Genomic DNA, 14976 nt, shown 5'->3' with positions numbered 1-14976 from the left:
GTCCCTCTTTCCCGGTGTAATGCCTCTACCGGCCGTCTTTGTGGACGGTCGCTTCGATCAGCTTGAACAGCTGATTGATATTGAACGGCTTGATGACATAATCCTCCACCCGCGCGCGAAGCGCCGATACCGCCGAGTCCACCGACGGATACCCGGTCATCAACACGACCGGCATACCGGGATAGGCGCGCCGAAGTTCACCTGCCAGCTGCAGACCGTCCATCTGCGGCATCTTAATATCGCTCAGGACCAGGTCTGCCGGCTTCTGCCGGAGCATCTCCAGCGCTTTCGCGCCGCTCTCGGCCACCGTGATCTCCCAGCCCTGGCCAGTGAAAAAGTCGTATAACAGGTCGCGAATCAGCAACTCGTCATCGACGACCATGATTGACGGCCGGCTCATGTACGGCCTCCCAGCTGATCGACCGCCATCTGCGCCGCGGCGGCGAGATCCGGATTCCGCTCGTCCCGCAAACGCTCCAGCGCCGGCAGCGCCGACCGGTTGCCCAGCTGCGCCAGCGCCTTGGCGGCGGCGATCCGTATAATGTCCTGGTCGTCGTCCAGGTACGGCATCACGTACTCGCCCAGCCGACGCGTCCCCAGCTCTCCGATCGTGCTGATCACGTGATACTTCACCCACACGTCCTCGTCTTCGAGCAGCAGGCGTACGTCGTTGATCGCCTCCTCGCCGCGAAGCGTCAGAAGCGCCGTCACCGCCGCCTTGCGTACGGCGGAATTCTCGTCCGACAACGCCGTCACGATCGGTCCGATATTCTCCACGTCGCCGATCCGCGTCAGCGAATTGAGCGCCGAACGCCGGATCGCCGGATCCGCATTGTTGATCGCCGACAACAGCGGCTCCACGACGTCCGCCTCGCCTATCCAGCCCAGCGCCGTCACCGCCAGTCGCTGCCGTTCCGGATCGTCGTGGTTCAAATCACGCGTAAAACGCTTCACCACCGACCGGCCCCCGATCACGATCAACGCGCCCATCGCGGAATCGCGTACGTCGGGATACCGATCGTCAAGTCCCGCAAACAAAAGGTCCGCCTGCGACTCCGTGCATAACCATCCGAGAGCGGAGTACGCCGCGGAACGGACATGACCGATCGGATCACTGGTCAGCCGCGCAAGTGTCGTCACGGCCTCGGTATGGCCGGATATCCCCAGCACGTGCGCCACCCGCTGTCGTACCTCCGGGTCGGGATCGCTCGCCAGCGGCATCAATTCCACCGCCAGATTTTCGTCCGCGAACTGCTTGATCACGTCCAGCAGCTTCAGCTTCAGGCCCGTCGAGGCCGTTTTCAGCTTCTCGGTCATGAATCGCGCCGCACTCGGCCCGACCTGTCCGAGAATCGTCGTCACCTCCGTCAGCGTCTCTTCGTCCACGTAGTCTACCACGTCAAGCAGACCCTTGATAACGTCGCTGCCGTACCAGTGCGTCAGGCGACCCAGTGTAAATCGCGTGACATCCTCGTTGCGGTTGCGTATCCCGTCGAACAGGAACTGCTGAAACTCGTTGAGCGGCAGATCGACCTCCATCCGCCCGTTGTGCCGTTCGCTGATCCGGATTATCGCCATCATCGTCGCTTCCGCAATGAGTCGGTCGGCGTTGTTCAACATGGGCATAAGCTGCTCAACCGAATCCATCGCGCCGATCGCGCCGATCGCTTCCACCGCCGCGTACGTAATCATCGGATCGGATGAACGCATGCAGGTATACAACGACTCCAGCGCCGACTGATCGCCGATCTTGCCGAGCGCCTCGACCGCCTGCAGGCGAACGTCCTCGATCTTCTCGTACACCGCCAGCAGGTGCCTGACGGCCCGCGGCGAACCGATCTCGCCCAGCGCCTCGGCTGCCGAACAGACCACGTTCCCGTTGTCGTCCCACAACCGCTCACACAACGCCTCCACCGCCCGCTCGTCGCCGATCAGACCGAGGATATCGCAGATGAACTTGCGAACGTCGTGATCGTCCGCCGTGAGATGATCGATCAGCGGCAGCACCGCGTCCTCACCGATCTTCACGAGAATCTCCGACGCGAGGTTGCGGGTGCCGATATCGTCGTGACCTAAAAACCTGATGAGAAGCTGTACGGCCGTCGCGCCGTTAAGCCGCGACAGAAAATCCGCCGCCAGCTCGCGAATACCGAGATCAGGGTCTTCCATCGCGATCACCAGCCCGGCGACCGCCTCATCCTCGGTATAGGTCCCCAGCTCCTTGACGGCTTCTTCGCGCTCGAAGTAATCGGGCGACTGCAATTGCGACAGCAGCTCCCCGATCCGGTCTATGACTGTACTCATCGATGTACCCCTCCGGTTGCGGGTGCGCTCATATCAGGAGGGGGTTACCGACGGCTGATACGAGGCCAGCGCCTCTCCCTCCGTCGCATAAATCTCGAAAATATGCGACAACTGCGTAATCTCGAATATCTCCCGGACATAGCTGGCAAGATCCGACATCGTGAACCGACCCTTCAACAGCCTGATCTCCTTCATGATTGACACCAGCGATCCCAGCCCGGAGCTGTTGATAAACTCCACCTTGGCGAGCGTCAGGTGAATCGATGTCACGTTGCGGTCCAGGTACCGCTTGATCTCCTGCTTCAACTGCGTGCCGCTGGCCAAATCCAGCCTGCCGTTGAGATTCAGGACGACGATGCCGTTCTGTTCGTGCGCCGAGATATCCATGCTTTCCTCCAGACGGATTTATGTCGATATCACTTTCTCGTTCTTCCGGTCAAACTCGATATGCACGTGGAGCCCCCCCGAGGATGTTTCCATCAGTTCGACACGGTCCGAATAGTGCCGAATCAGGCCCATCCCGCGTCCACTCTCCGACAGCTGATCCGGAGGCTGCTGGCGGTCGATGCCCGCCAGCCCTCCGCGACCCTGATCCTTTATATCGGCTATGACCTGCGAATCATTCACTGACAATTCGATCCAGATTCGCTTGAGCGGATCGTACCGGTTGCCGTGCGTCAACGCGTTCGTGAACGCCTCGGAAACCGCCACCAGGACCGCCTGCCGAAGACCCGCCGACAGCCCCTCGCCCTCCACGGCCGACGTCAGCTCATCCATCATCCTGCCTTCCGATTCGGGCACGGAGGCATAGGTAAACGCATACCTCGCCATCGTCACTCCACCTTCAACTGAAGAATCGTAAAATCGTCGTGTGTCTCCTCACCGGTCCCCTCCTGATAGCGGTCGACCCACTCCTTTACCCGAAGGCAGAACTCGTGAGGCGGCAGACCGATCTCAGCCGAAAACACCTGTTCGGCACGCTCGCGTCCAAACAGGTTGCCCGAAGAATCCTCGGCTTCGGTCAAACCGTCGGTGAACAAAAACAACCGGTCGCCCGAACCTAACGGCCGGCTCCCCTCCTTGAACGATATCCCCTCAAACTGACCGACTATCGGCCCCCCTTCGGACAGCTCGCATATCGCTGTCTCCGCATTATCCCAGTACAGCCCCGGAAGATGACCCGCGTTGCAGTAGGTCAGCCTCTGGGCTTCGAGATCAAACCGGCAGAAAAACAGCGTGACGAACATCTCCCGCTCGCCGATCACGACGGTTGCGAGAATGTCATTCAGCTTCGCCGCCAGGGCCGAGACGGTGATGTCGGGATGACCGTCGATAATGGTATTTATGATTCCCGAACAAGCCGACATCACCAGCGCTGCCGGTACTCCCTTGTTGGAAACGTCGCCGATTACCGCGATAAACCGCGAATCGTCGATCGGGATGATGTCGTAGAAGTCCCCCCCGACCTCCCGCGCCGGAAAATATACCGCCCCTATCTCCATTCCCGGGATCTTCCACGATCCGTGTGGAAGAATCGTCTCCTGTACCTGCCGCGCTATCGCCATCTCCTGCTCGCGCCGCTGCTGCTTGAGCTGCTCTTTGATCAGCAGCGAATTGTCGAGCGCAACCGCCACGAAATTCAGCAGCATCTCCAGCGCCTCGCGGTCGTTCTCATCGAAATTCCCGCCGAACGACTTGTTGACGATCGCCATGACGCCCAGACATTTGCCGCTCGTCTTGATCGGCAGCGCTATCAGCGACTCCAGCCGCATCCCCTCTTCAGACACGAGATCCAGATCCGACAGCACCACCGCCTCGCGGCGCGTGAATACCCACGTCGGCAAATCAAGCTCGTCACGGTACATCAGTGTCTTCAGGAACTGCTCCCCCACCCCCCACGCCACCTTCTGCCTGAGCGAGCCCGTCTCGTCCGTCATGACAAGCCCCACCTCGCCGTCGACCAGCCGCAGTGCCATATCCATCACCACCGACAGCACCGCATCCGTCTCGTGGATCGATGTGATGACCGTGCCCATCATGGCGAGATCGCGAAGCTGCGCCTTTTGCGCCGCCAGCCGATCTTCAAGCTGCTCTATTATATGGCGACTGTCGGCCGTCGTCTTCATACGAAGGCTATCGGCGTAAACGTCAAAGGGGTTGAGCCAACAGGGATCTCGACCACCTGTTTCAAAGTGAAACAGCGCCGGCAACCACCGCCCCAAACCGCGCCACCCCCGCTTTTGTGCGTGGCGACAAGTCCTGTCCTATTTGTGCGTGGCGTACGTCCCCGTGCGCCGCGCCACCCCCCGCGCTCGTGCGCGGCGTACGTCCCCATACACCGCGCAACCTTTCGTCTCTCTCGTCCCACCACCGAGTCGCCCACCCCTCCGGGGTGGGTTGTAGAGCTGTTGCCGTAGAGTGTGCCTCCTGATCGAGTCGCCCACCCCTCCGGGGTGGGTTGATCCGGGTACAAACCGGCGACATAGCTAACAGGTTAGATTGGGAACTGAGCCCAGGGAGGTGATCCGTGCCCCGAAAACAAGGCGCCCTCTGCACGACGCCTCATCCGCTCCCCGCCAGCCGAACATCGACCGACCGGTGCCCGGCGCAACCGTGCCCCGCGGTCGTACTCCGCCCGGCTCTTACTTCTGGCGGAACTTCAACCGAATCGGCACGCCCTCGAATCCGAACCGCTGGCGAAGCTGATTGATCAGATAGGCGATATAAGACTTGTCGACCAGCTCGGGATGATTGGTGAAAATGACGAACGTCGGCGGAGCCGTCTCCGTCTGCGTTATGTATTTCATCTGGATAAACCGCCGCTGCTTTGCGGGCGGCTTGCGGTGCGCAAACGCCGCCTGAAGGAAATCGTTCAACTCAGTGGTCGAAATTGTCCGATTGTGCTGCTCGTAAACCTTGTCCACGAGGTCGAGCACTTTGAACACGCGCTGGCCCGTCAGCGCTGAGATGAATATGATCGGCAGAAAGTCGTACTTGGCAATCCGCTCGCGGATCGTCTTCTCGAACCGCACCGCCGTCATGTCGTCCTTCTCGATCACGTCCCACTTGTTCACCGCCAGTATCCCCGCCCGGCGCGTCTCGATTATCTGCTCGATTATGTGCTGGTCCTGAACCCCGATCCCGGCGTCGGCGTCGGTCAGTACGATCGAGACGTCGCTGTTCTCGATCGCCCGCGTGGTGCGAAGCGTCGTGAAAAACTCCAGCGACTCCTTGACCTTGTATTTCTTCCGAAGGCCCGCGGTGTCGATAAACACGTACCGGTACGCTCGCCCCTCTATCTCCACCGGCGTATCGACCGCGTCGCGCGTCGTCCCGGCGATCGGCGACACGATAAGCCGATCCTGCCCGATAAGCTTGTTTATGAACGACGATTTGCCCACGTTCGGCCGGCCCACCAGCGCCACCCGAATCACCCCCTCCTCTGATTTTTCGTCCTCATCCGGCACAGGCAGGCGCGCCACGATCGCATCCAGCATCTCGCCGATCCCCCGCCCCACCGTGGCCGAAACAGGCAAAGGCTCACCCAGGCCGAGACTCAGAAAATCGTAAATGTCGTTCTGCAGGATATCGTTGTCGGACTTGTTGGCGATCAAAAGACACGGACGGCCGGTCTGGTGAAGCCGCGATGCGATCTGCCGCTCCGTCGGATCTACCCCCACTTGCGTGTCGACAACCAGCAGCACCAGGTCACATTCGCTCAGCGCAAACTCCACCTGGTCCGCGATCAGCTTCTCCATCAGATCGGCGCTCCCCGGCACGATTCCCCCCGTATCGACCAGCCGAAACTCCCTCCCCGCCCAGTCGCACACCGCATAATTCCGGTCGCGAGTAACCCCCGGCTGTGAATCAACCACCGCCAGCCGCTGCCGGATACAGCGGTTGAACAGCGATGACTTGCCGACATTGGGCCGGCCGACAATTGCGACCGTGGACAGTCTCATTGGAACGCTTCTCTGAGGGTCGCCGCCAGATCGTACTGGCCGACATGCACGGGCTTCTGAATAGCCCGTTCGAACTGCTCGAGCGAAAGATTGTCCAGGAACAGATCGTCGTGATTGAGGCAGTTGGGAGGCAACACAACCGCGTCGTACTCGTACTCCCGGCTCCGGGCATGCCGAAGCAGATCCTGCCCCGTCAAAAGGCCGGACACCGTCACCCCCTCCCCCCAGAAGTGGTTGTCAACCGCTTCGAGTCGCGCATCGAACCCGAGCTCCTTCTCGACAAACGGCCAAACGTCGCGCCGAAGAAACGCGTACGCCGACCGCCCCGTCAGAAACAAGACGCGCCGGGTCGAGCGCAGGTCGCGAAGTCGGTGTCGCCGACGGTTGAAGCCGGTGATGAACTCGCGGCACATGCCGATGCCGTTCTCGAACTGACTCATCTCCTCGTAGTCCGCACGCGCCGGAAATGCGCGTTCCGCGATCACGTAAAACTCGTCCGCCGCCCATACGAAACGGGTGCCGAGGTCCGAATGGAACTCCCGCTGCCGCGACTCGATATAGTCGATTATCTCCCCCGCCTCCTCCGCACCGTACGTCCGAAGCTTCGCCAGCCCCTCACGGAACCTGGTCAAACCGACCGGCACCACCGCGAGAGTCTCGACACCGGGACACAACTCTGCGAGTTGGTCGATCGTGTTGTCCAGCTGCCCGCCGTCGTTCACCCCCGGACAGAGCACCACCTGCGTGTGGATCGTGATTCCGTTCTCGGACAGTTCCTTCAGCCGGGGAATGATCGGCGCGAGCTTCTCGTTGCGAAGCATACAGCGGCGCAGCTTGTCGTCGGTCGCGTGAACCGACACGTAGATCGGAGACAGCCGCTGCTCGATTATCCGCCTGATGTCGTCATCGGTCGTGTTGGACAGCGTGATGAAATTGCCGTGCGTAAAGGAAAGTCGATAGTCCTCGTCCTTGAGATACAACGACCGCCGCATCCCCTGCGGCTGCTGCAGCACGAAACAAAAGATACAGTCGTTCTTGCACAGCTTGATCTTGCGGTCGTCCAGCGTAATGCCCAGTTCATACGCCGAATAATCGTCGAACTGAAACCGAACCTCTGCCCCGCTGGGATCCGCAAAAACAATATCAACGCGCTCGTCGGTCGTCTTGAACCGAAAGTCGATCTCGTCGCGGATCGAACTTCCGTTCACCGACAGCACGGTGTAACCCGGACGGACATAGCCGAACAACGGGGATTCGGGGTCTATACTGAGTACTTTCATATTCTCTGCGTCGTTTTTCGGCATGTAAAAAAGCGGGCGATGGGAGTCGAACCCACGACGTCAAGCTTGGGAAGCTTGCATTCTACCGCTGAATTACGCCCGCTTCGTACCGTATAATCAGATAATCTATTCCGGGGTGCGGGCCTTGTCAACAGCCTTCTAATGACGCCGTCCCGAGACCCGGACCACCACGATCGAGATCTCGTAGAGGACATACAGCGGAACCGCCAGCAACAATTGCGTGAAGACGTCGGGCGTCGGTGTCAATATCGCCGCTACGATCAGAATGACCACAATAGCATACCGTCGAAACCGCCCCAGCGCCCGCGAAGATATCAGGCCCATCTTGCCCATAAAGTAGGCCAGGATCGGCAGTTCGAACCCGAATCCGAACGACAAGAGCAGCATCCCCGCAAACCCGAGATAACTGCTCACCGTGATGATCGGGCTGAGAATGTCGCCCCCGAAACCGATCAGAAACTCCAGCGCAAACGGCAGCACAACGAGGTAACAGAAACCCGCTCCGATCAGAAACAGTAGAACGGACAGCAGGATCAACGGCAGCACCATGGCGCGCTCGCGCCGGTACAGCCCCGGCGAAATGAACATCCACAACTGGTAGAAGATCACCGGCAGCGATCCGCCGATACCGAATATGAGCGCTACCTTGATATACGCGTAAAACGACCCGGACACTTCCGTCACATGCAGCTTCACCTCCCCCAGCGGACGGATCAGAAAGCGCATGAGATCTTCGGCAAAATAAAACGCGACCCCGGAAAGGATCACCACGGCAAGTATCGATTTCAGGATTCGCCGACGGAGTTCTTCGAGATGATCCAGAAACGGCATCGCGTTGCCTGCCGGGTTGTCGCTGCCCGGATCGGGTTGGTCACGTGGGGTCATACGGGGAAGAAACGTTTGTGCGGCGCGGCCTGTCAACCTGAATGTCTCGACCGACATCCGGCGAACCATCAGTCCATCAGGCGCTTCAACTCTTCGAGGAATTCTTCTTTGTCCTTGAACTTGCGGTAGACCGAGGCAAAACGCACGTAGGCGATCTCGTCGAGCACCTTGAGCTTCGCCATGACCATCTCCCCGATCTCCTGGCTCGAAATCTCGGGCTTGCCGCGCGTGCTGATCTCCGCCTCGATCTCGTCGACCGCCTGCTCCATCTGCCGGCTGTCGACCGGCCGCTTGTTGCAGGCCAGTTTTATCCCCTGCATCAGCTTCGTTCGGTCGAACTTCTCCCGGCGATTGTCGAACTTCACCACCGTCATCCCGGAACGCTCGACATATTCGTAGGTGGTATACCGCTCCCTGCAGCCGAGACACTCGCGGCGACGACGGATCGCCCAGCCGTCCTGCGACGGACGGCTGTCAACCACCCGGTTCTCTTCATGTCCGCAGTGGGGACAGCGCATGGCAACCCGCTGAGTTTACGACTCCGCTGATAGGATTACTTCGACGTCTCGTCCTTGACCCACGCGACATACTCGGGCAACCCGCCGGCCAGCGGCACCGAGATGACTTCGGGGACGTCGTACGGATGATTCTCTTTGACCCACGCCATTAGTTCGGGGAATCGGTCCTGGGTAGTCTTGACGAGCAGCAATGACTCCTCGTCCTTCTCGACCTCGCCGTCCCACCAGAAGTACGATTCTATCTTCGGGACAACATTCACACACGCGCAGAGCCGGTTCGCCACGAGTTGCCGGCCGAACTGGCCGGCCTCGTCGCGCGGTATGGATATGAATACGACGCGAATGTTCTCCATCACTTGTTTACCTCCCGGCCGAGCCGTGTTTCGATCGACCGCACCTTGCCGGTCAGTCGGTTGCGCGCCCCTTTACGATCGTCAATTGTCATGACGATGTAGATGCGACTGTGTTTTCGACGGAGCATCTTGCGAGCCCGGTTGATTAGCGGCATAATCTCGTCCCACTCCCCCTCTATCGCCGTCGCCATCGCTCCCAGCCTGTATGGCAGACCCGACCGGTCGATCAAGTCGATCACCTTGGCGACATCGGTCGAGGCCGAGTCGGTCCCTTTCGACGTCGGGAACATGGCGAGACTGACTATCATGCCCTCACCTCGTGCGGCCGCTCGGGATAGAGCGGGAAGCGGTCACAAAACGCAGCCACTTCCTCCGCTATGGCGCCGAGCGCCTGCTCGTCCTTGCGGGCCTTGATGCCCCGGTCCATAAACTCGGCGATTTTGCGCATCTCGTTCGCACCCATCCCCCGCGTGGTCACCGCCGGCGTCCCCACCCGGATACCCGAGGTGACAAACGGCTTCTCCGGATCGAACGGCACCGTGTTCTTATTGACCGTAATACCGGCCAGGTCGAGCGCCTTTTCCACCTTCTTCCCGGTGACATTCGGAACGTCGATAAAGTTCAGCAGGAACAAATGCGTGTCGGTCCCCCCGGCGACCAGCCGGTAACCGTGTGACTTCATCGCCTCAGCCAGCGTGCGGGCGTTGTCGATAACCCGCTTCTGATACTGCTTGAACTCCGGCGTCAGCGCCTCCTTCAACGCTACCGCCTTGGCCGCGATAATATGCATCAGCGGCCCGCCCTGCAGCCCCGGCATCACCGTCCTGTCGAGATCGGCGGCGTACTTCTCCTTGCACATGACCATGCCGCCGCGCGGACCGCGAAGGGTCTTATGCGTGGTGGTGGTCACGAAATCGGCGATCGGAACCGGCGACGGGTGCAGGCCCGCCGCCACGAGCCCCGCGATATGCGCAATATCCACCATCATATACGCGCCGACCTCGTCACACGCGGCACGGATACGTTCAAAGTCCCAGAATCGCGGATACGCCGACGCCCCCGCCACGATCATCTTCGGTTTCACCTGCCGTGCTTGCTCCAGCAGGCTGTCGTAATCCACCGTCTCCGTCTCGCGATCCACCTGGTAACCGATAAAATTGTACAGGATGCCGGAGAAATTGATCGGGTGACCGTGCGTCAAATGGCCGCCGTGTGACAAATCCAGTCCCATCACCGTGTCGCCCGGTTTCAGGACCGTGAAATAGACTGCCATGTTGGCCGATGAACCCGAGTGCGGCTGGACATTGGCGTGCTCGGCGCCGAAAAGCTGCTTCGCCCGCTCTCGAGCCAAATCTTCGGCCACGTCCACAAACTCGCAACCCCCGTAGTACCGCTTGCTTGGATAACCTTCGGCGTACTTGTTCGTCATCACCCCGCCGCAGGCCTCCATCACCGCCTCGGAGGTGAAATTCTCCGATGCGATAAGTTCGAGCTTGGACGACTGGCGGTTGGTCTCCTTGACCATCGCCTCATATATCTCAGGATCTACCTTCTGCAAGTACGACATACGTTCCCTCCGAATCTCCATTGTTGCAGCTAATCTATGCAAAAGCCGATGCCGGGTCAAACGGATACGGACAACCCCCGTTCAACCCGATTGCGGCCCAACAGGAACACGTCTTCGAAATGGATATTACGCCCCGCCCGCCTTACGGAGTCCGCGTGACTTCTCGAAGGTCATTCCGGCACAAATACCCGGCAGTTTCGCTGTCAAATCGATGGAAATACTGGAGCCGGCCCCTTTATAGACTGAAGGAGGCGATATGCGGAATTGCTCTGTGACACAATCCAATTCCACCCTAAGAAACGGCCCGTGGGAGAGAGAAGATAACAAGGGAACCCCAAAAATGACAAAACAAAGCCATTTCGCTCTAAGCCGAACGCGGATACACTTGTACGACGAAGTTTTGGTCTGTGGAGCGATCTCAGGTCGGGTAGGTCAGGCGGCGTGCCCGCCCGACAAATTGCCTGGTAGGTCAGCTCCGGTCGCGATTGCAGATCAGAACGAGTTTTCAGGTGCACTGCGAGCGACCGGTGCTGACGGCGCTTGTCTGACCTGCAATCAACTAAGATACACGCGGATACACTTGAACGACGAAGTTCTGGTTTCGGAGAGGTATCAGGGAGGACCCACAGAGCTTGTCATTCCCTCGAAAGCCGCTGGGTGCGCCTGTGGCGTACGGGCTGGGAATGACAGAATTGAAGTGTTCGTCGATGCCGGTCTCAGCAGCCTTCCCGCTCGGCGGCTTTAATCTTGTCGAGCCGGGCCACGTGCCGCCCGCCCTCGAACTCCGTCTCGAGGAACAAGCGCACTATCTCGTCGAGTTTGTCGAGTTGCGAATACTTGGCGGCCAGACTCATCACGTTGGCGTCATTGTGCCGCCGGGTGAGGTACGCCATCTCCGGTTCGATCACCAGGCCGGAGCGCACGCCTTTGACTTTGTTGGCGGCCATGTTCATGCCGTTGCCGGTCCAGCAAATATTGATTCCGCGATCGACCGTGTGATCCGCGACTGCATGAGCGACCTTGAGTCCGAAATCGGGATAGTCGACCGACTCCGTGCCGTCGGTGCCAAAATCGGTCACCTCGTGCCCCAGAGACACGAGGATCTGTTTGACCTTCTCCTTGACCTCCACCCCTTTGTGGTCGGCGCCGACCGCAACTCTCATCGTGCCGTTACCTTACTCGGTTTGGGGATCGGAGTCAGCCACCCGTACCGGTCGTCGACTCGTCCCTCGATAATATCGAAAAACGCCTCCTGGAGACGCCGCGTAATCGGCCCCGCCTTCCCTTCGCCGATCTGGATGTTGTCGACGAACGAGATCGGCGTAATCTCCGCGGCGGAGCCGGTGAAAAACACCTCATCGGCCAGATACACCGCTTCACGGGGAACGTTTTGTTCGATCACCTTCAACCCCATGTCCTCGGCCAGCCGCATGACCGAACTCCGGGTGATACCCGGAAGGATCGAGGCCGTAAAGGTCGGCGTGATCAGCGCGCCCTTGCGCACGAGAAAGATGTTCTCGCCGGAGCCTTCGGAAACATGCCCGGAAACATCGAGCGCGATCCCCTCGACATAACCGTGATTCAGCGCTTCCATCTTGATCAACTGGCTGTTCATGTAGTTGGCGCCGGTCTTTGCCATCGCCGGAAGAGTGTTCGGGGCCATCCGGTTCCACGACGAGAAACAAACGGAAACGCCTTTCTCCAGGGCCTCGTCGCCGAGATACTTCCCCCACGGCCAGGCCGCAATCGCCACCTCAATCGGGCACTTCGCCGGATCCACCCCCAGCGTATCGTACCCGCGGTACACCACCGGTCTCACGTAACACGCCTCGAGCCTGTTCATCGCCACCAGATCCAGTATCGCCCGATCGATCTGGTCGGGTGTAAAGGGGATCTTCATGCGATAGATCTTGGCGGAATTGAACAACCGCTCGGTGTGCTCGCCGAGCCGGAACGCGCGCGGACCGTCGGGGCCTTTGTATACACGCATGCCCTCGAACACCGATGATCCGTAATGCACGACATGGGAAAGAACATGAATTCTGGCGTCGGCCCACTTGACGAATTCGCCGTTCATCCAGATGTATTCGGTCTGCGGAATAGACATGAATTACTCCTGCACTGGTACGCAACCGGACTCATTTCGGCACAAAATAGGCGACTGACTCGGACAGAACAACGGAAATCGTCGACCCGCCCCGCCTCGAGTACACGCTGAAGAACCGACCGCCCCTAATGATCAGTGCGGACGAACCGCCAGACCGCCGGCAGCAGGACCGACGCGAGTGCGACTTTCACCAGCGCTCCGGGAATAAACGGCGTCAGCCCGGCCGTCAGCAGAGCGTCGCCCGGCACAAAGCGCGCAAGCCAGGCCAGCCCGCATATGAAAATGATCGCGGTTCCGATTGACATCGCAAAAACCGAACGAATGACCGTCCGGTCCCAGGCATGGTCGGCCAGATAGCCAACCGTCCAGGCTGCGGTCACGAAACCAAGCAGGTATCCGCCTGTCGGTCCTGCAATCACGCCGATACCGGCGCTGCCGCCCGCAAACACGGGCAGTCCCGCGGCCCCTTCCAGCAGATACGCCAGCACCACGACCGTACCTCGCACTCTGCCGAGTGCCATCGCGATCAAAAGCACTCCGAACGTCTGTCCCGTAATCGGCACGGGCGAAAACGGAAGGGAAATCGAGATGTACGCGCACGCAACCAGCAGGAGGTTAAACCCGAGCAGGAGAGGAACTTCCATCCACCGGGATTTGGGCTGAATGAGCGAATATGCGGTACCGGGTACGGAAATCTGCATGGCGCCTGTCCTTGTGCTGAATCTGTCCGTGTATTGACCGGCAATGCCGGTCACGCGTCAAGAATCGACCAATCTGATCCAATATAACGGCCGGGGCCGCTTCCGTCAAAGCCGTTTTCTCGCCCCGTGCTAGGTATGCTGGACCGACTTGATCAAATGACGGGCTATCACCAGGCGCTGGATTTCCGACGTTCCTTCGCCAATTTCGCAGAGCTTGACGTCGCGCCAGATACGCTCGGCAGGATATCTCCCCGTGTCGTAACCAACCGCCCCGAGAATTCCGACTGCTTTGGCGGCGACACGTGTCCCCACTTCCGAGGCATACAGCTTGGCCATGGCCGAGTAATGCCCGAACGGCACGCCGGCGTCCTTCATCCGGCTGGCCTCATAACACAGCAGACGGGCCGCCTCCAACTCCGTCGCCATATCGGCCAGCTTATGCTGGATACCCTGGTTGTATGCGATCGGTTTTCCAAACTGCACGCGCTCCGCGGCGTACTTGAGCGCACATTCATACGCCCCCTGTCCCAAGCCGAGCGCCATCGCGCCGATCGAGATTCGCCCGCCGTCGAGCGTGATCAGCATCTGCTTGAACCCTTCGCCAATCTCCCCAAGCTGGTTCTCGAGAGGAACTTTTAGATCGTCGAAATGAAGGAACGCCGTGTCGGACCCGCGCAGGCCCAGCTTGTTCTCCTTCTTGCCCACCGCATACCCCGGCCAGTCCTTCTCCAGTATGAAGCAGGTTATCTCGCGATCCTCCGGATCGTCCGACGTGCGCGACGATGCTATGGTGGCGAACGCCTTGGTGGCCGATGTGATCCAGCATTTGCTGCCGTTCATCAGCCAGTGATCGTCCTTCTTGTACGCGATCGTCCGCGTTCCCCCGGCATCCGAGCCCGCATCCGGCTCCGAGAGCCCGAACGCGAGCAATTCACCCTGCGCGGCGCGCGGGAGATACCGGCGACGCTGGTCTTCCGTACCGAACTTGAGAATGGGAAAACAACCGAGTGAATTGTGCGCCGCTAACATGATACCGGTAGATCCGCAAACCCGCGAGGCCTCTTCGACCGCAATCGTGTACGAGAGCGTATCGGTCGGCTTGCCGCCGTATTCCTCGGGAATAAGCATACTCAGATAGCCTTCGCGCGTAAGCGGCCCCATATGCTCGTCGGGGAACCGCTGCTCCAGATCGAGTCGGGCGGCCAGCGGCGCTATCGTCTGCTCCATGAAGGCGCGTGTCTTTTCCCGGAATTCGAGATGCTTTTTCTCCAGCACGGC

The 14976-nt window shown here is 59.7% G+C and carries 16 protein-coding genes and 1 tRNA gene; all 17 read right to left on the bottom strand.

Going from position 1 to position 14976, the window contains the following annotated elements; all coding sequences use genetic code 11:
- Nucleotides 1-25: 25 nt before the first annotated feature.
- Nucleotides 26-400: a response regulator gene (locus RBT76_10145; protein MDX9858142.1), complete on the bottom strand. Its 375-nt coding sequence runs from the start codon at nt 398-400 to the stop codon at nt 26-28.
- Nucleotides 397-2304 carry a HEAT repeat domain-containing protein gene (locus tag RBT76_10140; GenBank protein MDX9858141.1) on the bottom strand — a complete coding sequence of 636 codons (1908 nt, stop codon included), beginning with the start codon at nt 2302-2304 and terminating at the stop codon, nt 397-399. Before RBT76_10140 ends, RBT76_10145 begins: the two co-directional genes overlap by 4 nt.
- A gap of 33 nt (nt 2305-2337) precedes the next feature.
- Nucleotides 2338-2691, bottom strand: a complete 354-nt coding sequence (locus tag RBT76_10135; protein ID MDX9858140.1) for an STAS domain-containing protein — start codon at nt 2689-2691, stop codon at nt 2338-2340.
- 18 nt (nt 2692-2709) lie between these two features.
- Nucleotides 2710-3135, bottom strand: coding sequence for an ATP-binding protein (locus tag RBT76_10130; protein ID MDX9858139.1), 426 nt, complete (start codon nt 3133-3135; stop codon nt 2710-2712).
- Between the two features lie 2 nt (nt 3136-3137).
- Nucleotides 3138-4430 (bottom strand): PP2C family protein-serine/threonine phosphatase, encoded by a 1293-nt coding sequence (locus RBT76_10125; protein MDX9858138.1) that lies wholly within the window; start codon nt 4428-4430, stop codon nt 3138-3140.
- 516 nt (nt 4431-4946) lie between these two features.
- Complete coding sequence (der, locus tag RBT76_10120) at nt 4947-6266, bottom strand: ribosome biogenesis GTPase Der (protein MDX9858137.1); 1320 nt, start codon at nt 6264-6266, stop codon at nt 4947-4949.
- Entirely contained in the window at nt 6263-7546 is a 1284-nt protein-coding gene (locus RBT76_10115) for a DUF512 domain-containing protein (GenBank protein ID MDX9858136.1), read from the bottom strand. The genes der and RBT76_10115 overlap by 4 nt, the downstream gene beginning before the upstream one ends.
- Nucleotides 7547-7577: 31 nt before the next feature.
- A tRNA-Gly gene (locus RBT76_10110) sits at nt 7578-7649 on the bottom strand.
- A gap of 56 nt (nt 7650-7705) precedes the next feature.
- A complete protein-coding gene (tatC, locus tag RBT76_10105; GenBank protein MDX9858135.1) occupies nt 7706-8452 on the bottom strand; it encodes a twin-arginine translocase subunit TatC in 747 nt (248 codons plus the stop codon).
- Between the two features lie 68 nt (nt 8453-8520).
- Entirely contained in the window at nt 8521-8970 is a 450-nt protein-coding gene (gene nrdR, locus RBT76_10100; protein MDX9858134.1) for a transcriptional regulator NrdR, read from the bottom strand.
- Between the two features lie 35 nt (nt 8971-9005).
- A complete protein-coding gene (gene cutA, locus RBT76_10095; protein MDX9858133.1) occupies nt 9006-9323 on the bottom strand; it encodes a divalent-cation tolerance protein CutA in 318 nt (105 codons plus the stop codon).
- On the bottom strand, nt 9323-9631 hold the full coding sequence (locus tag RBT76_10090) for an MTH1187 family thiamine-binding protein (protein MDX9858132.1): 309 nt from the start codon (nt 9629-9631) through the stop codon (nt 9323-9325). The genes cutA and RBT76_10090 overlap by 1 nt, the downstream gene beginning before the upstream one ends.
- A complete protein-coding gene (glyA, locus tag RBT76_10085) occupies nt 9628-10890 on the bottom strand; it encodes a serine hydroxymethyltransferase (GenBank protein ID MDX9858131.1) in 1263 nt (420 codons plus the stop codon). The genes RBT76_10090 and glyA overlap by 4 nt, the downstream gene beginning before the upstream one ends.
- A gap of 716 nt (nt 10891-11606) precedes the next feature.
- Nucleotides 11607-12053 carry a ribose 5-phosphate isomerase B gene (rpiB, locus tag RBT76_10080; protein MDX9858130.1) on the bottom strand — a complete coding sequence of 149 codons (447 nt, stop codon included), beginning with the start codon at nt 12051-12053 and terminating at the stop codon, nt 11607-11609.
- A complete protein-coding gene (locus RBT76_10075) occupies nt 12050-12997 on the bottom strand; it encodes a branched-chain amino acid transaminase (GenBank protein MDX9858129.1) in 948 nt (315 codons plus the stop codon). The genes rpiB and RBT76_10075 overlap by 4 nt, the downstream gene beginning before the upstream one ends.
- Before the next feature lie 125 nt (nt 12998-13122).
- Nucleotides 13123-13698: a biotin transporter BioY gene (locus tag RBT76_10070; GenBank protein MDX9858128.1), complete on the bottom strand. Its 576-nt coding sequence runs from the start codon at nt 13696-13698 to the stop codon at nt 13123-13125.
- 129 nt (nt 13699-13827) lie between these two features.
- Nucleotides 13828-14973 carry an acyl-CoA dehydrogenase family protein gene (locus RBT76_10065; GenBank protein ID MDX9858127.1) on the bottom strand — a complete coding sequence of 382 codons (1146 nt, stop codon included), beginning with the start codon at nt 14971-14973 and terminating at the stop codon, nt 13828-13830.
- Nucleotides 14974-14976 lie beyond the last annotated feature (3 nt).

Source organism: Candidatus Zixiibacteriota bacterium (assembly GCA_034003725.1).
Lineage (GTDB): Bacteria > Zixibacteria > MSB-5A5 > GN15 > FEB-12 > WJMS01.
This window is presented reverse-complemented; position numbering and strand designations above follow the sequence as displayed.